We start from the raw sequence: 21,360 nt of genomic DNA, 5'->3' as shown, positions 1-21,360 counted from the left end.
CGGCAGAATTTCGGCCATGGGGATAGTCGCCGGGCTGGACAGTTCGCCCGATTTCACTCGTATCGTCGTTTGTGACGCGGACACGGGGTCCGTACTCAGGCAGGGATATGCGCCGCATCCGGTGGAGACCCCGGAGGGGGGCGGACGCTCCGCCGACGTCGATCCGCAGGCCTGGCTGCTGTCCCTCGGGGAGGCCGCCGGCGGTGGGCTCCTGGAGGGCGTGCAGGCGATCGGCGTCTCCGCGCAGCAGAACGCGCTGATCCCGATCGACGCCCAGGGCGCCACGGTGCGGCCCGCGCTGGTCGGCGGCGACCGGCGGGCGCAGGTCGCCGCGGCCGACCTGATCGACGCGCTCGGCGGCCGCGAGGCCTGGGCGCAGGCGGTCGGCTGCGTGCCGCAGGCCCCGCTGCCGGTGACCAAGCTGCGCTGGTTCGCCAAGAACGAGCCGGAGGCCGCCCAGCGCACCGCGCTCCTGCTCCAGGCCCACGACTGGCTGGTGTGGCAGCTGCTGGGCCGGCCGCCGCGCCGCACCACCGACCGCGGCGGCGCCTCCGGCACCGGCTACTGGTCCGCCGCCAGCGGCGCCTACCGGCCCGACCTGGTCGAGCTGGCACTCGGCCGGCAGGTCGTGCTGCCCGAGGTGATCGGTCCCGCCGAGGCGGCCGGCACCACCCCGGAGGGGCTGCTGATCTCGGCCGGGACCGGGGAGACCATGGCCGCCGCCCTCGGACTGGGGCTGGGCCTGGGCGACGCGGTCGTCTCTCTGGGCGCCTCCGGTTCGGTGATGGCCGTTCACCCCGAGGCGCTCGTCGACCAGACGGGGATGATCACCTCGCTCGCCGACGCCACCGGCATGCACCTGCCGGTCGTGACCACGCTGAACGCGGTGCGGGCACTGCGCGGCACCGCCGAACTGCTGGGCGCGCCCGGTCTGGAGGACCTGTCGGACCTGGCGATGAAGTCGACACCGGGCTCGCACGGACTCGTGCTGCTGCCCTACCTGGAGGGCGAGCGGACACCCAGCCTGCCGCACACCGCCGGGATGCTCGCCGGGCTGCGGCGCGAGTCGATGAAGCCGGAGCATGTGGCGCGGGCCGCGTTCGAGGGCATGCTGTGCGGGCTCGCGGACGCGCTGGACGTGCTGCGCGGCCGGGGCGTGGAGGTGCGCCGCGTCTTCCTGCTCGGCCCCGCCGCCGAGCTGCCCGCCGTGCAGGCCGTCGCTCCGGCGGTGTTCGGCGCGCAGGTCGTCGTACCGCAGCCGGCCGACTACGCCGCGCTCGGCGCCGCCCGGCAGGCCGCCTGGGCGCTCGGCGCCTCCCAGGGCACCCTCGACCCGCGCACCCCGCCGGCCTGGCAGGGCGCGGTGGCCCAGATCCTGGAGCCCGGCGAGGACCTGGCAGTGGGCCAGGCGGTGCGCCAGCAGTACGTGTCGGTACGTGAGCAGGTTCACCCCGGGGCCTTCGGGGGGTGACGACCGCCCCTCCCTCAGCCCTTCCACCCCACAGGGATTTTCGGACTTATGGGACATACCGGTTGCATGCATCACCCATAACAGCCACCCTTACGGGGGTGTTTGGGACATAACGGTTCCCTCGTGGGGTGAATCGGACGACGCGGGGTCAGGGGCCGACCGGGCCCCCACCGTTGGCCCGCAGTCGGATTAATCGGTTGAGGTAACGCGGGTGGAGTGTTCGACGATAGGTGCCAGGGGACATCGACCGCCCCCACCGCCGACTCCGAGAGACCCAGCGTGCTCCTACGACTTCTGCGGACCTATCTCAGGCCCTACAAGAAACCCATAGCCCTCCTGGTGCTGCTGCAGTTCCTGCAGACCTGCGCCACGCTCTACCTGCCGACGCTGAACGCCCACATCATCGACAACGGTGTGGTGAAGGGTGACACCGGTTACATCCTGACGTTCGGCGCCGTGATGATCGGCATCTCCATGGTGCAGGTCGTGTGCAACATCGGTGCCGTCTACTACGGCGCCCGCACCGCCTCGGCGCTCGGCCGGGACGTGCGCGCGGCCGTGTTCGACCGTGTGCAGTCCTTCTCGGCCCGCGAGGTCGGCGGCTTCGGCGCGCCCTCCCTCATCACGCGGACGACGAACGACGTGCAGCAGATCCAGATGCTGGCCCTGATGACGTTCACCCTGATGGTGTCGGCGCCCATCATGTGTGTGGGCGGTGTCGTCCTGGCCCTCGGCCTGGACGTGCCGCTGTCCGCGGTGCTGGTCGCCGTCGTCCCCGTGCTCGGCATCTGCGTGACCCTGATCGTGCGCCGGCTGCGTCCGCTGTTCCGGTCCATGCAGAAGCGTCTGGACACGGTGAACCGGGTGCTGCGCGAGCAGATCACCGGCAACCGCGTGATCCGCGCCTTCGTCCGCGACGAGTACGAGAAGGGCCGCTTCCGCGGGGCCAACGGGGACCTGACCGAGATGCAGCTGGCCACCGGCCGGCTGCTCGCGCTGATGTTCCCGATGGTGATGACGGTGGTGAACCTGTCGTCCATCGCCGTGGTGTGGTTCGGCGCCCACCGCATCGACAGCGGCGGGATGCAGATCGGCGACCTGACCGCGTTCCTGGCCTATCTGATGCAGATCGTGATGTCCGTGATGATGGCCACCTTCATGTTCATGATGGTGCCGCGCGCGGAGGTGTGCGCCGAGCGCATCCAGGAGGTCCTGGACACCGAGTCCAGCGTCGTGCCGCCCGTCGCGCCCGTGACCGAGCTGCGCCGCCACGGCCACCTGGAGATCCGCGGCGCCGGCTTCCGCTATCCGGGAGCCGAGGAGCCCGTCCTGCGGGCCATCGACGTGATCGCCCGCCCCGGCGAGGTGACCGCCGTCATCGGCTCGACCGGCAGCGGCAAGTCCACCCTGCTCGGCCTGGTGCCCCGGCTGTTCGACGCGACCGACGGGGAGGTCCTCGTCGACGGCGTGGACGTACGCACCGTGGACCCGGACCTGCTCGCGAGGACGGTCGGCCTGGTGCCGCAGAAGCCGTACCTGTTCGCGGGCACGGTCGCGACCAACCTGCGCTACGGCAACCCGGACGCCACCGACGAGGAGCTGTGGCACGCGCTGGAGGTGGCGCAGGCCAAGGGCTTCGTCGGCGGGCTGGAGGGCGGCCTGGACGCGCCGATCGCCCAGGGCGGCACCAACGTCTCCGGCGGCCAGCGCCAGCGCCTGGCCATCGCCCGCACCCTGGTGCAGCGCCCGGAGATCTACCTCTTCGACGACTCCTTCTCGGCCCTCGACTACGCCACCGACGCGGCCCTGCGGGCGGCGCTGGGGCGGGAGACCGCCGAGGCGACCGTCGTCATCGTCGCCCAGCGCGTGTCGACCATCCGCGACGCCGACCGGATCGTCGTCCTGGACGAGGGACGGGTCGTCGGCACCGGCCGCCACCACGAGCTGATGGCGGACAACGAGACCTACCGGGAGATCGTGCTCTCCCAGCTGACGGAAGCGGAGGCTGCCTGATGGCCGGGCCGATGGGGCGGATGATGGGCGGATCCGGGCCCGACAACCGCTCGCTGAACTTCAAGGAGTCGAGCAAACGGCTCATCGCCCAGTTCAAGCCCGAACGGGTCACCGTCGCCGCCCTGGTGCTGTGCGTGGTCGTGAGCGTCACGCTGAGCGTGATCGGACCGAAGATCCTCGGCAGGGCCACCGACCTGGTCTTCGGGGGGATCGTCGGCCGGCAGATGCCGTCCGGTGCGACCAAGGACGAGGTCCTCGCCTCCATGCGGGAGCGCGGCGAGGGCTCGGTCGCCGACATGCTGAAGAGCACCGACTTCACCCCCGGCAAGGGCATCGACTTCGGTGCCGTCGGCGAGGTCCTGCTGTTCGCGCTGAGCACGTTCCTGGTGGCCGGCCTGCTGATGGCGGTGGCGACCCGGCTGGTGAACCGGTCGGTGAACCGGACCATGTTCCGGATGCGCGAGGACGTGCAGACGAAGCTGTCGCGGCTGCCGCTGTCGTACTTCGACAAGCGCCAGCGCGGCGAGGTGCTCTCCCGCGCCACCAACGACATCGACAACATCGGGCAGACCCTGAACCAGTCGATGGGCCAGCTGATCAACTCGCTGCTGACCATCATCGGCGTGCTCGTCATGATGTTCTACGTCTCCTGGATCCTCGCGCTGGTCGCGCTGGTGACCGTGCCGCTGTCGTTCGTCGTCGCCACCCGCGTGGGCAAGCGGTCGCAGCCGCACTTCGTGCAGCAGTGGCGCTCGACGGGCCAGCTCAACGTGCACATCGAGGAGATGTACACCGGGCACACCCTGGTGAAGGTGTTCGGGCGGCAGGAGGAGTCGGCGAAGCAGTTCGCCGAGCAGAACGACGCGCTGTACGAGGCCGGGTTCAAGGCGCAGTTCAACAGCGGCGTCATGCAGCCGCTGATGATGTTCGTCTCGAACATCAACTACGTGCTGGTGGCCGTCGTCGGCGGTCTCAGGGTCGCGTCGGGCACGCTGTCCATCGGTGACGTGCAGGCCTTCATCCAGTACTCGCGGCAGTTCTCGATGCCGCTGACCCAGGTGGCGTCGATGGCGAACCTGGTGCAGTCCGGCGTCGCCTCGGCCGAGCGCGTCTTCGAACTGCTGGACGCCGAGGAGCAGACGGCGGACCCGGTGCCGGGCGTGCGGCCCGAGGAACTGCGCGGGCAGGTCGCGCTGGAGCACGTGTCGTTCCGCTACGACCCCGACAAGCCGCTCATCGAGGACCTGTCGCTGACGGTGGAGCCGGGCCACAAGGTCGCGATCGTCGGCCCGACCGGCGCGGGCAAGACCACGCTGGTCAACCTGCTCATGCGGTTCTACGACGTCACCGGCGGGCGCATCACGCTCGACGGCATCGACATCGCGAAGATGTCGCGTGACGAACTGCGGTCCGGGATCGGCATGGTGCTCCAGGACACCTGGCTGTTCGGCGGCACCATCGCGGAGAACATCGCCTACGGTGCCTCCCGCGAGGTCACCCGCGGCGAGATCGAGGAGGCGGCGCGGGCCGCGCACGCCGACCGGTTCGTCCGTACGCTGCCCGACGGCTACGACACCGTGATCGACGACGAGGGCTCCGGGGTGAGCGCCGGTGAGAAGCAGCTCATCACCATCGCGCGGGCGTTCCTGTCCGACCCGGTGATCCTGGTCCTGGACGAGGCGACCAGCTCGGTCGACACCCGTACCGAGGTGCTGATCCAGAAGGCGATGGCCAAACTCCAGCACGGCAGGACGTCGTTCGTCATCGCGCACCGGCTCTCCACGATCCGGGACGCGGACACGATCCTCGTCATGGAGAACGGCTCCATCGTCGAGCAGGGTGCCCACGACGAGCTGCTGGAGGCCGACGGGGCGTACGCGCGCCTGTACAAGGCGCAGTTCGCGCAGGCGGTCGCCGAGGTCGACTGACCCGCGGTGCTCGTGCCGGGGGCCGCTCGCCCGGGGTGAGCGGCCCCCGGGGCCTGTCCGGCGGACGGGCCCCGGGTCAGTCCAGGTAGCCGCGGAGCTGGTCGGCGAAGGCGTGGTCGCGCAGCTTGCCGAGGGTCTTGGACTCGATCTGGCGGATCCGCTCCCGCGTCACGCCGAAGATGCGGCCGATCTCCTCCAGCGTGCGCGGACGCCCGTCGACGAGCCCGTACCGCAGTTGCACGACCTTGCGCTCGCGCTCCCCCAGCGTGGACAGCACCGCCTCCAGGTGCTCGCGCAGCAGCAGGAACGCCGCCGACTCCACGGGCGAGGCGGCGTCGCCGTCCTCGATCAGGTCGCCGAGGGCGACTTCGTCCTCCTCGCCGACCGGGGCGTGCAGGGAGACGGGCTCCTGGGCGAGCCGCAGGACCTCGCTCACCCGTTCGGGCGGCAGGTCGAGGTGGGCGGCGACCTCCTCGGGGGCCGGCTCGTGGCCCCGCTCCTGGAGCATCCGCCGCTGCACCCGTACGACCCGGTTGATGAGTTCGACGACGTGCACGGGCACCCGGATGGTGCGGGCCTGGTCGGCCAGGGCGCGGGACATGGCCTGGCGGATCCACCAGGTGGCGTAGGTGGAGAACTTGTAGCCGCGGGCGTAGTCGAACTTCTCCACGGCCCGGATGAGCCCAAGGTTGCCCTCCTGCACCAGGTCGAGCATGGTGAGCCCCCGGCCGACGTACCGCTTCGCCACGGACACCACGAGCCGCAGGTTGGCCTCGATGAGCCGACGCTTGGCCATCCGGCCCAGGACGACGATCCGGTCCAGGTCCAGGGCGAGCCGGCTGTCCAGGTCAGGGGTGCCGGCCAGCTTCTCCTCCGCGAACAGGCCGGCCTCCACGCGCCGGGCCAGTTCGACCTCCTCGGCGGCGGTGAGCAGCGGGATCCGGCCGATCTCCCGCAGGTACTGGCGGAACAGGTCGGAGGAGGGACCGCCGCTCTCGGCGCGGGCGGGAACCGGCTCGGGCAGCTCGGGCGGCGCCTCCGCCTCCGCCTCCGCCTCGGGGTGGCCGGTGGCGACGTCGGTCTGGGTGAGGGTCTGGGTCTGCACGGGGGCGACCTCCAGGATGATCGCTGCTGAGGCGTGCGGCAGCGGTACGAGAGGGGGCGGAGTCGGCGGTCTCGCCGGCGTCCGTCCCGTACGCGAGGAGCACAGCCGCAGGAAGGGGGGACCCGTGGGGGACGGAGCGGCCGCGCTCCGGGGACTCAGGCAACCGGACCCAGTGTGGGGTACGACACATCACCGCCACGAGGGGCGTGCGGCGACTTTTTGCGTCCCGTCCGTGACCGGCCGGTTACGCAGACCGTCCGCCGGCCGGACCCGCGCTCACAGCGCCGCCGCGCCACGCTCCCGCAGAGCCTGGTCGTACTGCTGGAGGATCCACAACTCGTTCTGGGCGGATGCCAGTTGGGCGGGGTCGCCGCCGGTGCCGAGGCGGGCGACCGTGCTCTGGAGGTCGCGGATGCGGCGTTCGACCGCGCGGCGGCGGACCGTCACCAGCTGGGCGCCCGCGTAGGCCTCGTCGACCTCCCGGCGCAGCAGGATCGCCTCCACGGCCAGTTCGGTGACCGTCGCTCGGACCGTGTCGTCCGGGGCGGCCTCGCGGACGCGGGCCAGGTACTCCTGCGGGTCGCCCACGCCGTACTCGGCGCCGCCCGCGTCCAGGATCGCCTGGCGTACGGCCGCGTAGGGCGGGGCGGTGAACTCGTCCATGCCGTAGGCGTCGAAGGCCGGCGAGACCAGCTCCGGGCGTTGCAGGGCGAGCTTGAGCAGTTCGCGTTCGGTGGCGAAGACCGGGTTGCGCAGGTTGAGCGCCGGGCCCCGGGGCGCGGGACGCGTCGGCGCGTGGTCCTGCTGCGGGCCCCGCTGCCGCTGGTCCGGCGCGGGGCCGCGGCCGCCGCGCTCGCGCGCCCAGCGGGCCAGCTGGGCCACCCGCTTGACCACGAACTGGGTGTCGAGGATGCCGAGCAGCCCGGCGAGCTGCACCGCGACCTCGTGCTGGGCGCCGCTGTTCTTGATCCGGGCGACGACCGGCGCGGCCTCGTCCAGGGCGCCGGCGCGGCCGGCGGGGGTGTCGAGGTCGTAGCGGGCCACGATCTGGCGCAGTGCGAACTCGAACAGCGGGGTGCGCGGTTCGGCCAGGTCGGCGACCGCCTCGTCGCCCTTGGCCAGGCGCAGGTCACAGGGGTCCATGCCGTCCGGGGCGATCGCGATGTACGTCTCGGCGGCGAACTTCTGGTCGTCCTCGAAGGCCCGCAGGGCCGCCTTCTGGCCCGCCGCGTCGCCGTCGAAGGTGAAGATCACGCGAGCCGAGCCGTTGTCCATCAGCAGCCGGCGCAGAATCCTGATGTGGTCGCCGCCGAACGCCGTGCCACAGGTGGCGATGGCGGTGGGCACGCCGGCCAGGTGGCAGGCCATGACGTCGGTGTAGCCCTCGACCACCACCGCCCGGGAGGTCTTCGCGATCTCCTTCTTCGCCAGGTCGATCCCGTACAGCACCTGGGACTTCTTGTAGATCGCCGTCTCGGGGGTGTTGAGGTACTTCGGTCCGTTGTCCGCCTCGTACAGCTTGCGCGCGCCGAAGCCCACCACCTCGCCGCCGATGTCGCGGATCGGCCACATCAGCCGGCCCCGGAAGCGGTCGATGGGGCCGCGGCGGCCCTCCTGGGAGAGTCCGGAGAGGACCAGCTCCTTGTCGGTGAAGCCCTTGCCGCGCAGGAAGCGGGTGAGGTGGTCCCAGCCCTGGGGGCTGTAGCCGACGCCGAAGTGGACGGCGGCGGACTGGTCGAAGCCGCGGTCGGCGAGGAAGACCCGGCCGGTCTCGGCCTCGGCGGAGGTCGCGAGCTGTTCGGCGTACCAGTCGGCGGCCAGCTTGTGCGCCTCCACCAGGCGGATGCGCTCGCCGCGCTGGTGGGCGGGGTTGTACCCGCCCTCCTCGTAGCGCAGGGTGATGCCGGCCTGGGCGGCCAGTCGCTCGACCGTCTCCGAGAAGGAGAGGTGGTCGATCTTCATCACGAACGCGATGGTGTCGCCGCCCTCCTGGCAGCCGAAGCAGTGGAAGAGTCCCTTGCTCGGGCTGACCTGGAAGGACGGCGACTTCTCGTCGTGGAACGGGCACAGGCCCTTGAGGTTGCCCCCGCCCGCGTTCCGCAGCTGGAGGTACTCGGACACCACGGCGTCGATCGGGACCGCGTCCCGTACCGCCTTCACGTCCTCGTCGTTGATCCGTCCAGCCACGCCAGAAGTCTACGGTGGTCCGGCGAGGCTCTCGCCCGGCTACGGGGTCAGGCTCTGCAGCGGCACGTGCGGGTCCGCGAGCGCCTCCGTGTCCACCCGTGCCCTCGTACGGATCAGGTGCTGGATCGGGTCCGTGACGTCCCACACGTTGACGTTCATCCCGGCCAGGACGCGGCCCTCCTTCACCCAGAACGCGATGAACTCGCGCTTTCCGGCGTCCCCGCGGATCACCACCTCGTCGTACGAGCCGGGGGGCGCCCAGCCGCTGTACTCCATGCCCAGGTCGTACTGGTCGGTGAAGAAGTAGGGCACGCGGTCGTAGCGGACCTCCTGGCCGAGCATCGCGCGGGCCGCGGCCGGGCCGCCGTTCAGCGCGTTGGCCCAGTGCTCCACCCGCAGCCGGGTGTCGAACAGCCCGAGCGGGAAGGAGGCCACGTCGCCGGCCGCGTGGATGTCCGGGTCGGAGGTGCGCAGCCGCTCGTCCACCTTGACGCCGCCGCCGTGGGCGCGGTCGGCCAGCTCCAGGCCCGCCGACTCCGCCAGGGCGAGGCGCGGCGCGGCGCCGATGGCGGCGAGCACGTCGTGGCAGGGGTGCTCCTCGCCGTCGTCGGTCCGCACGGCGAGCACCATGCCGTCCTGCCCGACGATCTCGGTGAGCTGGGCACCGAAGTGGAAGCGGACGCCGTGCTCGCGGTGCAGGTCGGCGAAGAGCTGGCCGAGCTCGGGGCCGAGCGCGCCGTGCAGCGGGGTGGGGGCCGGTTCGACCACGGTGACCTCGGCGCCGTACTCGCGGGCCGCCGCGGCGACCTCCAGGCCGATCCAGCCGGCGCCCGCGATCACGAGGTGGCCGTTGTCCCGGCCCAGGTGGGTCAGGACGTGTTTGAGGCGCTCGGCGTGGGCGAGGCGGCGCAGGTGGTGGACGCCGGCGAGGTCGGTGCCGGGGATGTCCAGGCGGCGCGGTTCGGCGCCGGTGGCAAGGAGCAGCTTGTCGTAGCGCACATGGGTGCCGTCGTCGCCGTAGTGGACGGTCTTGGCGGCGCGGTCGATCGCGACGACCGTCTGTCCGAGGTGCAGCTCGATGTCGTGCTGCGCGTACCAGGCGGGCTCGTGCACGAAGACGCTGTCGCGTTCCTCCTTGCCGAGGAGGTAGCCCTTGGAGAGCGGCGGCCGCTCGTAGGGGTGGTCGCGCTCGTCGCACACGAGGATCACGCGGCCGCTGAAGCCCTCCGCGCGCAGGGTCTCGGCCGCCTTCGCGCCGGCCAGGCCTCCTCCGACGATGACGAATGTCTGATCCGCGTCGACCACTTGATGCCTCCTCGTAAGGGTGCCGCCACATGGGAGCGTCCCGCACGGAGCGTGGTGCGGGAAGAGGGAGTGGCCCGATCAGGCCACGGAGGGTCACCTGGAGTGCCGGTCGGGGCCACTGGGTTCACTCGGGTCCCAGCCGTACCACGGGTGTCCATAAACGCGCTGTCAAACGTGCCGTCAATGTCATGCGTGCTCTCTCGAGGTCATGCGTGCCCTCCCAGCCGTGCGTGGAGCGAACGGGCCGAGGCGTCGGTGAGGGAGGCGATCTGGTCGACGAGCACGCGCTTGCGCGCACGGTCGTCCGCGGCCTGGTCGAACAGGGCGCGGAACTGGGGGTCGAGGCCGTAGGGGGCGCGGGCGGTCAGCGCCTCGGCCAGCTCGGCGACCACGATCCGCTGGTCGGCGCGCAGCCGCTCCTGCTCGGCGCGCTGCATGACGTACCGGTCGGCGACGGCTTTGAGGACCGCGCACTCCATTCGGGTGGTCCGGGGGACGACGAGCTCCGCGCCGTAGCGCGTGAGGCGCCCGCTTCCCCACCGCTGCCGGGTGGCGCCCTCGGCGGCCAGGCAGAAGCGGCCGATGAGCTGGCTGGTGGCGTCCTTCAAGCGGGCCTGGGCGACCGCCGAGCCGTCGTATCCGTGCGGCCACCACTCCTGGTCCAGGAGGCGGTCGAGGGCCTCGGCGAGCTCCTCGGGGTCGGTGCCGGCCGGGACGTAGCGGCCGACGGCGACCGCGAACACCTCCTGCCGCTCGGGTTCGGCGTGCAGGCAGCCCGGGTCGATGTGGCCGGCGTGCAGCCCGTCCTCGATGTCGTGCACCGAGTACGCCACGTCGTCCGCCCAGTCCATGACCTGGGCCTCGAAGCAGGTGCGGGTGCCGGGCGCGTCCTTGCGCAGCCAGTCGAAGACGGGCCGGTCGTCCTCGTAGACCCCGAACTTGGGCGAGGCCGGGTCGGTGGGGTGGGCGCCGCGCGGCCAGGGGTACTTGGTGGCGGCGTCGAGGGCGGCGCGGGTGAGGTTGAGGCCGACGCTGACGAGTTCGTCCGTCTCGGCGTCGACGACGAACCGCTTGGGTTCGATGCGGGTGAGCAGGCGCAGGGACTGGGCGTTGCCCTCGAAGCCGCCGCAGTCGCGCGCGAACTCGTTCAGCGCCTGTTCGCCGTTGTGCCCGAAGGGCGGGTGGCCCAGGTCGTGGGAGAGGCAGGCCGCCTCCACCAGGTCGGGGTCGCTGCCGAGGGCGGCACCCAGCTCACGGCCGACCTGGGCGCATTCGAGCGAGTGGGTGAGCCGGGTGCGGGGGCTGGCGTCCCACACCTGACTGTGCTCGCCGGGCGTGACCACCTGGGTCTTGCCGGCCAGCCGTCTGAGGGCCGCGGAGTGCAGCACGCGCGCGCGGTCGCGCTGGAACGCCGTACGCCCCGGCCGCTTGTCCGGCTCGGCGGCCCACCGCTCGACGGCCGGATCCTCGTAGCCGGCCGGCGGCACGTGGTTCTCGGGCGGCCGCGGAGCGTGCTCGCGTGACCGGGCTGCCTCGGATGTGATCCCTTCCATGGTTCGACAGTAAGCGCAGCCACCGACAATCGGGCTGCCACCGTCCACCCCCGACCCGCACCACTCGTGCACACGCCCCGCCGCGCCCCGGGGGCGGTGGGGAGCACGGGCCCAGGCAGGTGCCGGGCCCCGGTGTGGCGATCATCGTCGCTGGAGTGGGGCGGTGGTGAACCGGGGCGGCGCGTGGCGCGTCCTTGGTGGCCAAGGGGGCTTGGGGCCGCCTGGGGAGGGGACTGACCGATGCGTCTGACGCATGTGCCGCGCTCGTCGCGCCGACCGCCGCGTGGACGACCGCGCCTGCCGCGTACGCGTGCCGGGCGGCGGCTGCTGGTGCAGGTGGTGATGGCCGTATGCGTACTGGCGCTGTCCCCGGCGACCTGGACGTACGTCGCGGCCGGCGACCGGCTGCGCACCACGGCGGACGCGCCGCGCACCGACGTGGCCGTCGTCTTCGGCGCGGGCCTGTGGGACGGGGAGCCGTCGCCGTACCTGGCGCACCGGCTGGACGCGGCGGCCAAGCTGTACCACGAGGGCCGGGTCAAGGTGCTCCTGGTGACCGGCGACAACAGCCGCGAGGACTACGACGAGCCGGACGCGATGCGCACGTACCTGACCCGGCGGGGCGTGCCCGGCGTCCGGATCGTGAGCGACTACGCCGGCTTCGACACCTGGGACTCCTGCGTCCGCGCGAAGAGGATCTTCGGCGTGGACCGGGCGGTCCTGGTCACCCAGGGCTTCCACGTCCGGCGCGCGGTCGCCCTGTGCGACGCGGCGGGCATCGACTCCTACGGGGTCGGCGTCGACGCCAAGCACGACGCCACCTGGTACTACGGCGGCACCCGCGAGGTCTTCGCGGCCGGCAAGGCGGCCCTGGAGGCGGTGTTCCAGCCGGACCCGAAGTTCCTGGGCCGCACGGAGCACGGCGTGGCCCGGGCCCTGGCGGCCGCCCGCTGACGCCCACCCGTGACCGGGTCCGGGCGGGCCGAGCGGGAGGCGGCCGGTCCCGAACCGTCAGACGCGGTGCCGTGTCCGCCAGTCGCCGCCCTCGATCAGCTTGCCCTCGGTGCGCAGGTGCCGGGTGACGGACGGTCCGGCGACGTAGACCCAGGCGCGTACGGTCGTCCCGTCGGTCTCGCGGACCACCTCGCGCTCGATGCGCTCGTACAGGCTGCGCGGGTCGCCGGCCACGTACCCCTCAAGCCGGTCCAGGGCGGCGAGCACCTCTCCGTAGTCCTCAGGGCGGGCGGCGACGAGGTCGCCCAGGACCAGCCCGTCGTGCTCCTCCACGGCGTACGGATAGCCGGGCCCGTCGTAGAGCACCGCGCCGGACAGCCGGGCGGGCTCCTCTGAGCGGGTGCGGCCGCGCAGGAACTCGCCGTGGTTGCCCTCGCCGGGGCGCAGAGTGCCGTAGACGAAGAACGGAAGCGGTGCGGGCGGCGGCGTCGGCGTGCTCGAAGTCGTCACGGAAACGATTCTCTCCTCTCACCCGCCACTGCCTCACACACCACCCTGCGGTGCTATGGACATGACATGTCATGAGCACTTAAATCCTAGGTTCGACATCAGCGCACCCCCCGCGCGCCCCAGGGCGCCCGCGCTCAAGGAGACCGATGAGTCGGACACGGCACATCCGAGGTTCCCGCCTTGCCACAGCCGGTGTGGCCACCACCACCGCCACCCTGCTGGCCGCCGCCCTCTCCCCCGCCGCACACGCGGAGGGCAGACCCGACCGGGCCGCCGCGATCCACAACGCGGCCTCGGCACTCGCGCACCACTCCACGACCCTGGGCCTCACCTCCGCCGAGGCCGCCACCGTACGGGACGTGATCGTCGACAAGGACGGCGCACAACACGTCCGCTACGACCGTACGTACCACCAACTGCCCGTACTGGGCGGTGACTTCATCGTCCATCTCACTCCGGACGGGGACTACCGCGGCGCCGACCGGGCCTCGAGGGGCACGGTGTCCCTCCCGAGCACCACGCCCACGCTCTCCGCCCCGAAGGCGGCCGACCTCGCGGTGAACGCGCTGCGCGCGAGGAACCTGGGTACGAAGCTGCAACAGGTCAAGGCCAAGCCCGAGTTGATCGTCGACGCCCTGCACGGCACCCCGCGCCTTGCCTGGCGCACCAACGCCGTGGGGCTGGACTCGCTCGGCAACCCGGTGGCCCGTACGGTGCTGACCGACGCCCGCACGGGCGCCCAGATCGACGCCTGGGACAGCATCGAGACGGCGACGGGCGACGGCCAGTCGCTCTACAGCGGCACGGTGTCGCTGGAGACCACGCTCTCGGGCTCGACGTACCAGCTCAAGGACCCGACACGCGGCAACACGTACACCGGCGACGCGGAGAACAAGACCGACCTGTGCATCTTCGGCATCTGCTTCCAGCGCGCCCCCGCCACGCTGTTCACGGACGCCGACAACCACTGGGGCACCGGCACCGCCGCGGACCGCGCGACGGCGGCGGTCGACGCGCAGTACGGCACCAACGAGACCTGGGACTACTACAAGAACGTGCACGGCCGCAACGGCATCGCGGGCGACGGCAAGGGCTCCTACAACCGCGTCCACTACGGCAGCAACTACAACAACGCCTTCTGGGACGACAGCTGCTTCTGCATGACGTACGGCGACGGTGACGGGACCACCTTCGGCCCGCTGGTGGCCCTGGACGTGGCCGGCCACGAGATGACCCACGGCGTCACGTCGAAGACGGCGGCACTGACGTACTCGGGCGAGTCCGGCGGCCTGAACGAGGCCACCTCCGACATCCTCGGCACGCTGGTCGAGTGGTACGCGAACAACCCCGCCGACCCCGGCGACTACCTGATCGGCGAGAAGATCGTCCGCTCCGGCTTCGGCGGCACGGCCCTGCGCTACATGGACAAGCCCTCCAAGGACGGCAGCTCGGCCGACTGCTGGAGCAGCTCGGTGGGCAACCTCGACGTCCACTACTCCTCGGGCGTCGCCAACCACTTCGCCTACCTGCTCGCCGAGGGCAGCGGCGCCAGGACCGTCAACGGCGTCGGCTACGACTCCCCCACCTGCGACAACTCCTCAGTGACGGGCATCGGCCGGGACAAGCTCGGCCAGATCTGGTACCGGGCCCTGACGGTCTACATGACGTCCTCCACGAAGTACGCGGGCGCGAGGACGGCGACCCTGAACGCCGCCAAGGACCTCTACGGCGCCGGCAGCACCGAGTACAACGCGGTGGCGGCGGCCTGGAGCGCGGTCAACGTGAACTGACCGCCCCGCCTCGACCGAAGCGGCCGCCCCGACCTTCACCGTCGGGGCGGCACCTCGCGGCGCGTCAGCGGCGGCGGGCCGTCAGCAGCCATGTCACGTCGACGGCGGTGATCGCGGCCCAGATCCAGCAGACGGCCGTGACCCCGGTCGGCGCCACCGCCGTGGCGAGCGCACCGAGACCGATCGAGCCCAGCACCACCCCCGCGCCGCGCCGGGTGGCCAGTGCGGCGCGCAGGGGGCCCGGCTCGGCGAGGCGGTCCTCCAGGTACGCGTCGAAGGCCTCGGCGACCTGGTCGTCGATCTCGTCGCGCATCCGGGCGCTCAGTGAGTCCGGCATGTTCCTGATCTTTTCGCTCTGCATCTCGCCCCCGGTGTTCGGGCGGGCCCGCCGTGGACCGCCGCACCCCCAACCTAACGAATGCAGAGCTTCTCTGCAAAGGTTCTCTGCAATGATTGCAGAGAACCTTTGCAGTAGGGTGGCCCCATGGCTGAGCGTCCCGAGACAAGGGTTCTCACCGGCCCGGACCTCAAGGCCTTCTACAAGGCACTGTCCAACCCGGTGCGCCGCGACATCCTGAGCTACCTCGGCGAGCACGGCGAGGCGAACTCCACCAGCGTCGCCAAGGCGCTGGGCGAGAGCACCGGCACGACCAGCTACCACCTGCGCAAGCTCGCCGAGCTCAAGCTGATCGGCGAGATCGAGGAGCGGTCCAGCGGCCGGGAACGCTGGTGGAGATCGCTCATGACGGACATCCTCACGCCCCCGGGGCTGGAGATGACGGCCGACGAGCGCGAGGCCGCGGTGAAGATCGGTGCGCTCAAGATGACGCACGACCTGAACCTGGTCGTCAAGGCGTACGCCGGTTACGACACTTCGGCGGGCTGGAACCAGATCTACCGCTCCGGCCTGTGGCTGACGAAGGAACAGACGGCGGCGTTCGTCGAGGAGTACCGGACCTTGCTGCACAAGTACGCGCCGGAACCGGGCGAGGGCGACCGGCCCCCCGGCTCCCGCCACATGGCCGTACGCCTGGTCATGCTGCCGGACGAGGGCCCCGCCCCCGGCCTGCCGACGGAGACCGACGAGCACTGAGGGCCTGTACGGAGCGGGGTCAGGCCCGGGAGATCTCCCTGCCCGGCATCGGCTCCGCGAGCGCCGCCCGCCAGTCGGGCGCGCCGAAGGCGTCCGCGAAGTACTGCGTCTCGTGCACCACCTGCCCGTGGGCGAACTCCATGATGCTCACCGAGCGGGTGGGCACCCCGTCGTACGTGATGACGCACTCGCTCACCCACAGGTCACCGCCGCCGACGATCCGGTGAACGGTGAAGTGCCGGTCGGCGGGGTGCCCGCCACGCTGCGCGGAGATCGCCGCGCGCCCCCGGAACCGTTCACCCGACTGCGGGTAGTCGAGGATCGCGTCCACGGCGTAGACGGCGTGCTCGGCCTCACTGTCCCCACGCTCCGAGGCCCGCCAGTGCTCCTCGATCGCCGCCCTGGTCCGGTTGTCAGAATCCATGCCACTGTCCCTTCTGAGCACCGCCCCCATCTACAGACGCCCCAAACACCCCGGGTACCCAGAACCCCTCCACCCCTCCCCACCGCACCGCGACGGCCGGCCCCCGGAGGTCAGGCTGTCCGTTGTGACGTCAGGCCCGCCTCAAGGCGCCCGGAACGGACCCGGCGTCGCACTCGATTGGCTGTTGCGCTGCCTGCTCAGCGGATCTCGGGGGTGGGGGCGGCGGTCGTCGAAGGGGCGGAGCCCTGTTCGGAGCCGTTTTCCAGTTCGGCTGCGGGTGCCTGGCTGGGGGGCATCGGATCCGCGGTGACCAGGGCCCTGCCGTACACGCCCATCACGGCCACCGTCACGAGCAGGATCACCAGCCAGCGCACGTGCAGTCGGGCGGGCAGGCTCAGCGCCCAGGGCACCAGTCCGCCGGCGGACACGTGGCGGGTACGGCGGCGGCGGGGACCTCCACCTCGGCTCATCGTCTCTTCCTTCTGCTCACGTTGCGACGCGGACGGGACCGGCCTATCTGGTCGCGGTATTCGAGGAGTTCCAGCGGCATGTCGAAGGCGACGGCGGCCACGACCTGCGGCCCGTAGGGCGTCTCGCGGGAATAGCGGGCGACGAAGCGCTCGGCGCGCAGCGACCCCTCGACGATCTCGACGTCGGTACCGAGGGCCGGGATCCCCGCGGCCTGGATCCTGGTTCCGTGCTGCTCGGACCAGAAACGCGGGACGGGCGCGAACCGCGGGGCGTGGTGCGGGCCGCGCAGCAGCGCGTCGGCGGCGTGCTGGCCCATCTCCACGGCGTGGATGAGGTGTTCCACCCGCCGCGGCTCGGAGTCGAAGCGCGCGTTCGGCCAGCGCGCCACGTCGCCGGCGGCGACGATGTGCGGCATCGTGCGGCCCCACTCGTCGATCACATGGGTGCTGGGGCCGCACAGCACGCCGTCGGAGACGTCCAGTCCGCTGCCGCGCAGCCATTCGGTGCGCGGCTCGCTGCCCAGGCCCAGGACGACGAAGTCGCAGTCGATCACGTCGTCGTCATCCAGTCGCAGCCTCAGCATGTCGCCGTGGTCCTGCCACTCGGTGATCTTCGTGCTGAGCCGTACGTCGACGCCGGCCCGGCGCTGGATGGCGCCGACCACACCACCGAGCCGCTCGCCGAGGACCCGGCGCAGCAGCGGCGCGCTGTGCACCACCAAGGACACGTCCATGCCGTGCTCCCTGGCGGTGCAGGCCAGTTCACAGCCGACGAATCCGCCGCCCAGGATCACCACGCGGTGGGCTTTGGCCGCGTGCATGGCCCGCTGCACCGCGACGGCATCGCGCAGCGTGCGGATGGTGCGCACCCGTTCGCTGAAGACCGGCGCTTCGGGGAGGCGTTTGGCGTCCACTCCGGTGGCCACGACCAGCCCGTCGAAGGGCAGCCGCTCGCCGCCACGCAGCTGGAGGCTCGACTGGTGAAGGTCGAGGCCGACGATCCCGGTGTCCAGCACCCAGTGGGCCTCCAGTGCCTCGTCCGCCCGGAAGGTGAGCTGTTCCTCGCTCAGCTCGCCGGCGAGGAACTGCTTGGACAGCGGGGGGCGGCTGTAGGGACGGTGCGACTCTTCCCCGACCAGGACGAGTTCTCCGTCGAATCCGCGTTCCCTGAGCCGGGTCGCCGCGCTCAGGCCGGCCAGTCCGGCGCCGGCGACGACGATGCGCTTCTGGCTTTTCCTGGTGGCCGTTCCGCTGCGCGGCGGACGTGCGGGACGGCGGTCGCCGGTGACGCGGGAGCCGACTTTCTGGCCGCCGTTGATCGCGATGGCCTGCATGGGGCAGCAGCGCACGGCCTGCCGTGCCTTGGCCGCGAACTCGGCGGGGACGTTACGGGTGTAGTGGAGCGAACCGCCCTGTGAGATCCGGAAGACCTCGGGCGCCTCCTGCTGGCAGATCCCGTAGATGTGGCAGCGGTTGTTGTCCACGCTGACGCGGACGGGCTCCTTCTCCGGAACCAGGACGGGGCGCGGCAGGTCGAACGAGTCCGCCTGGATCGGCTCAGCCGGGGACTGCGGTTCGATCGCCGTGGTCGGATGGGGGTTCGCGACGCCCTGGGCCGCGTACGGGACGGGGCGGGGAGCCGGGATCCCCTGGCCGTACGGCGGGTTGTGCACCGGTCCGGTCGCCGGCGCGGGTACCGGTCCGGCCCCGGCGGGGTGGAAACGTCCCGGCGGATGTCCCTGGTGCGCTGGTATCACTTGATCCCGCCGGCGCTGCTCGGGAACGCGTGCTGCCGCAGTCGGGAACGCGACGGGAAGATGCGGATCAGCAAGGCCAGAAGAACGGTTCCGGCGCCCGCCGCGATGCCGACCGACACCGGGTTGAGGTGCCGCGGCTCTGGGTGGACGAGGAATATGTGCAGCCAGAGCAGCGCGAAGGCCACATAGGCCAGCTGGTGGAATTTCAACCAGCGGTGGTATCCCAGACGCCGCTGCAGCCAGAGCGAACAGGCCACCGCGATGGCCAACTCGGTGCCGAGGATGCCGAATCCGACCGGCAGACGCTGGACACCGCCGACGAACGGCACGGTCAGCTGCGTCCAGCCGATCTGCCAGATCGGCTGGTAGAGGAACGTCAGACCGTGCATGCCGCCGAAGATCGTCGCGGACAACGCCAGCGTCATGTGCGCGCCGTAGAAGGTGGACCGGTTGACGGCCTGCTGCATGAACCGCAGCCGCAGCATCACCCCGAGCACGACGGTCGCGACCATCAGCACGTAGGCGATGATGGCCGCCAGGCGCGCGATCTTGTGCACGCCCACGTCGTAGGGGACATGGTGGTTGTACGCGTCCAGCGGGGACCCGGGGATCGGCGGTTCGGCCGCCCAGGCGCCCGGCGCCGTCAGGCAACAGCCGACCGTCACGGTCAGTACAAGGGCGAGCACTGTCCCGACCGCGGCGGCATTCCGTCCGCGGCCGACTGACGGCACCTGCGTGCCCATACTGCGAACTCCCTACTTAGACGTCCATAAACGGGCAGGACAGATAACCTGGCGGGCTGCTGTCGAGCCTGAATGCGCATTCCTGCAGAAATGACGCAAACGTCCCCCGAGAGCGGGGCAACCGGTGGTCGGTTCACGGTCGGGCCCTTCGCTCGGCGGCAGACGCTACACCATCACGTCGACCGCGAGATGTTCACCGAGCGTGAGACGCGCTGGTGAAATGCCACTAAATCCTCACGCTCCAGTCGAAGGCGGCGCCGCGCGACAGGCAACCTCTGAATTCCCTCTGAATCCTCGACAGCGGGCGTCCGCCGCCAGTGAACGCCGACGGTGAATAGGGTCATCGCCCACTGTGGGCGCGGCGACGACGAGCGGTCTATGGCGAACGCCACACCATAGGGTGTATGTGCGGATTCGAGAGCGAGAATCCTCATTGTTCGAGCATCGCCCCTTTCCGTCCGTCCGCCCTCATTCACCCCCGCGCCCCGCGCCCTTCCGGGTGGTCTTCGATGTTCTGTCGGCAAAGGGGCCTTGACCTGCCGAAACGTGCGGCTCGAGCCCACGCGGGACGGGTGTTTTGGCACCCGTTCATCCTATTTCTGACGCGCCTTCAGCAAGCGGGAGCGGCGGTGTGCCCGTTACCTCGAAAGGGCAGGGACACGGCCGACAGCGGCACACCCGGGTGTCGCGGGCCGTGGCCCCCAGCAGAGCCCGGAGGAGCACCGATGCGACGTACCGCCGCCGCCCGTCCACCGGCCAGGGCCATGGCCGGAGCCGTGCTCGCCGTGGCCGCCGTGGCCGCCGTGGGCGGTCTGGCCGCGCCCGCGTACGGCGCGACCGGCGGCAGTCTGGAGGTGAGTCCGTACTCGGTCGAGCCGGGCGGGCAGGTCACGGTGAACACCACGGGGTGCGGCAAGAAGGCGTCCGCGGCGGGTGACGCCAGCGCGGTCGGTGCGGGTCCCTTCACGCTGGCGCCCGGCTCGCGCGCGGGCGAGGCGGTCGGGCGGTTCCGGGTGCCGGAGAGCGCGCAGCCGGGGACCTACGAGATCGTCGCGCAGTGCGCCGAGGGCGACCGGGAGGTCAAGGGCGACCTGGTCGTCTCGCTGATGGCCGCGCAGGGGCAGGTGGAGCCCCGGGGAAGTGTGAAGACGGGGGTGGGCGGCGCGCTGGACGGCGACCCCCTGCGGACCGCGGCCGGTGTGGCGGCTCTCGCCGTCGCCGCCGCGGGCGGTACCTGGCTCCTGCATCGCCGGGCGAGAGGCGACGGGATCTGACGGGCATCCTCCGCTGTCCGTCCGCCGGTGCCGCACGCCCCTTCCCCCTCCGGGCGCGACGCCCCTCGGGCCCGGAGGGGGAAGGGGTCGGAGGGGGTCGGGGGCCGCAAGGGGGGCCGAAAGGAATCCCGCGGGGTTCCGAAAGGGGTCGTCCGTATGCGCATAGGCAACACCGCGATAGCGACCGTCACCGTGGTCGCCTTCTTCTCCGGCGCCTGGCTGCTGCACAGCGCCGTCGAGACCCACGTTCCGCCCCAACCGGGCGCGGCGCAGGGCGTGTTCGACCCCGGTGACGAAGCCGGCGCCGCCTCGGCGCTGCCGCCGTCCCCGCCCCTGCGGATCCGCATCCCCTCCATCCGGATCGACGCCCCCCTGACCGGCCTCGGTCTGACGAAGTCCGGCAGCCTCGACGTCCCTCCCGCCGACAAGAAGAACCTGGCCGGCTGGTACGAGGCCGGCACCACCCCCGGCGAGCGCGGCACCGCGATCGTCGCCGGCCACGTCGACAACGCCCAGGGGCCCGCCGTCTTCTACAACCTCGGCGCCCTGAAGAAGGGCAGCACCGTGGAGATCGACCGCCGGGACGGCGGGGTCGCCGTCTTCACCGTGGACGCCATCGAGGTCTACGAGTCCAAGGACTTCCCCGACGAGAAGGTCTACGGCCCCGCCAAGCGCCCGGAGCTGCGCGTCATCACCTGCGGCGGCGGCTACTCGAAGTCCACCGGCTACCAGGGCAACGTGGTCGTCTTCGCCCATCTGACCGGCAGCCGCTGAGCGCCGGGG

The 21,360-nt window shown here is 71.5% G+C and carries 17 protein-coding genes and 1 pseudogene; 8 read left to right on the top strand and 10 right to left on the bottom strand.

The genetic code is table 11. The annotated features are described in order from the left end of the window. The first annotated feature begins 16 nt into the window (after positions 1–16). The 3 genes from ACTYVM_RS27960 to ACTYVM_RS27950 all read left to right on the top strand — a co-directional run bounded on the left by ACTYVM_RS27960 (position 17) and on the right by ACTYVM_RS27950 (position 5,412). Entirely contained in the window at positions 17–1,471 is a 1,455-nt protein-coding gene (locus ACTYVM_RS27960) for an FGGY family carbohydrate kinase (RefSeq protein WP_400025379.1), read from the top strand. A 279-nt stretch (positions 1,472–1,750) separates the two neighbouring features. Continuing rightward, the gene (locus tag ACTYVM_RS27955; protein ID WP_445528611.1) at positions 1,751–3,484 is read left to right on the top strand and encodes an ABC transporter ATP-binding protein; all 1,734 of its coding nucleotides are present in this window, start codon (positions 1,751–1,753) and stop codon (positions 3,482–3,484) included. Beyond that, positions 3,484–5,412, top strand: a complete 1,929-nt coding sequence (locus ACTYVM_RS27950) for an ABC transporter ATP-binding protein (protein ID WP_445528610.1) — start codon at positions 3,484–3,486, stop codon at positions 5,410–5,412. Before ACTYVM_RS27955 ends, ACTYVM_RS27950 begins: the two co-directional genes overlap by 1 nt. A gap of 76 nt (positions 5,413–5,488) precedes the next feature. Here ACTYVM_RS27950 and ACTYVM_RS27945 read toward each other — a convergent pair. The 4 genes and pseudogenes from ACTYVM_RS27945 to ACTYVM_RS27930 form a co-directional block, all read right to left on the bottom strand. Then, positions 5,489–6,680, bottom strand: a pseudogene (locus tag ACTYVM_RS27945) (RNA polymerase sigma factor). A 113-nt stretch (positions 6,681–6,793) separates the two neighbouring features. Continuing rightward, entirely contained in the window at positions 6,794–8,704 is a 1,911-nt protein-coding gene (gene dnaG, locus ACTYVM_RS27940) for a DNA primase (protein ID WP_445528609.1), read from the bottom strand. Positions 8,705–8,743: 39 nt separating this feature from the next. Continuing rightward, complete coding sequence (locus tag ACTYVM_RS27935) at positions 8,744–10,009, bottom strand: NAD(P)/FAD-dependent oxidoreductase (RefSeq protein ID WP_445528608.1); 1,266 nt, start codon at positions 10,007–10,009, stop codon at positions 8,744–8,746. A gap of 206 nt (positions 10,010–10,215) precedes the next feature. After that, positions 10,216–11,562, bottom strand: coding sequence for a deoxyguanosinetriphosphate triphosphohydrolase (locus ACTYVM_RS27930; protein ID WP_445528607.1), 1,347 nt, complete (start codon positions 11,560–11,562; stop codon positions 10,216–10,218). A gap of 240 nt (positions 11,563–11,802) precedes the next feature. Here ACTYVM_RS27930 and ACTYVM_RS27925 point away from each other — a divergent pair, with 240 nt between their 5' ends. Then, a complete protein-coding gene (locus ACTYVM_RS27925; protein ID WP_445528606.1) occupies positions 11,803–12,516 on the top strand; it encodes a SanA/YdcF family protein in 714 nt (237 codons plus the stop codon). A 57-nt stretch (positions 12,517–12,573) separates the two neighbouring features. On the opposite strand, the gene ACTYVM_RS27920 is transcribed toward ACTYVM_RS27925, so the two are convergent. Beyond that, entirely contained in the window at positions 12,574–13,026 is a 453-nt protein-coding gene (locus ACTYVM_RS27920; RefSeq protein ID WP_445528605.1) for a gamma-glutamylcyclotransferase family protein, read from the bottom strand. 146 nt (positions 13,027–13,172) lie between these two features. Between ACTYVM_RS27920 and ACTYVM_RS27915 the strand changes: the two genes are divergently transcribed. After that, complete coding sequence (locus ACTYVM_RS27915) at positions 13,173–14,816, top strand: M4 family metallopeptidase (protein ID WP_445528604.1); 1,644 nt, start codon at positions 13,173–13,175, stop codon at positions 14,814–14,816. 64 nt (positions 14,817–14,880) lie between these two features. Here ACTYVM_RS27915 and ACTYVM_RS27910 read toward each other — a convergent pair whose 3' ends face one another. Further along, entirely contained in the window at positions 14,881–15,153 is a 273-nt protein-coding gene (locus tag ACTYVM_RS27910; protein ID WP_445528603.1) for a hypothetical protein, read from the bottom strand. A 147-nt stretch (positions 15,154–15,300) separates the two neighbouring features. Between ACTYVM_RS27910 and ACTYVM_RS27905 the strand changes: the two genes are divergently transcribed. Beyond that, the gene (locus ACTYVM_RS27905; protein WP_445528602.1) at positions 15,301–15,909 is read left to right on the top strand and encodes an ArsR/SmtB family transcription factor; all 609 of its coding nucleotides are present in this window, start codon (positions 15,301–15,303) and stop codon (positions 15,907–15,909) included. Between the two features lie 19 nt (positions 15,910–15,928). Here the strand turns inward: ACTYVM_RS27905 and ACTYVM_RS27900 are convergent, their stop codons facing one another. The 4 genes from ACTYVM_RS27900 to ACTYVM_RS27885 form a co-directional block, all read right to left on the bottom strand. Continuing rightward, complete coding sequence (locus tag ACTYVM_RS27900; RefSeq protein WP_445528601.1) at positions 15,929–16,333, bottom strand: nuclear transport factor 2 family protein; 405 nt, start codon at positions 16,331–16,333, stop codon at positions 15,929–15,931. Between the two features lie 197 nt (positions 16,334–16,530). Continuing rightward, the gene (locus tag ACTYVM_RS27895) at positions 16,531–16,803 is read right to left on the bottom strand and encodes a hypothetical protein (protein ID WP_445528600.1); all 273 of its coding nucleotides are present in this window, start codon (positions 16,801–16,803) and stop codon (positions 16,531–16,533) included. Then, positions 16,800–18,476 (bottom strand): FAD-dependent oxidoreductase, encoded by a 1,677-nt coding sequence (locus ACTYVM_RS27890; RefSeq protein ID WP_445528599.1) that lies wholly within the window; start codon positions 18,474–18,476, stop codon positions 16,800–16,802. The genes ACTYVM_RS27895 and ACTYVM_RS27890 overlap by 4 nt, the downstream gene beginning before the upstream one ends. Before the next feature lie 80 nt (positions 18,477–18,556). After that, the gene (locus ACTYVM_RS27885) at positions 18,557–19,303 is read right to left on the bottom strand and encodes a ferric reductase-like transmembrane domain-containing protein (protein ID WP_445528598.1); all 747 of its coding nucleotides are present in this window, start codon (positions 19,301–19,303) and stop codon (positions 18,557–18,559) included. Positions 19,304–20,028: 725 nt separating this feature from the next. Between ACTYVM_RS27885 and ACTYVM_RS27880 the strand changes: the two genes are divergently transcribed. After that, positions 20,029–20,577: a GVDTG sorting domain-containing protein gene (locus tag ACTYVM_RS27880; protein ID WP_445528597.1), complete on the top strand. Its 549-nt coding sequence runs from the start codon at positions 20,029–20,031 to the stop codon at positions 20,575–20,577. 156 nt (positions 20,578–20,733) lie between these two features. Next, positions 20,734–21,351 (top strand): class F sortase, encoded by a 618-nt coding sequence (locus ACTYVM_RS27875; protein WP_445528596.1) that lies wholly within the window; start codon positions 20,734–20,736, stop codon positions 21,349–21,351. Positions 21,352–21,360: the final 9 nt, after the last annotated feature.

This window comes from Streptomyces cyslabdanicus (genome assembly GCF_052663305.1).
Note: the sequence above shows the minus strand (reverse complement) of the source record. Positions and strands in the feature narration are given on the sequence as shown.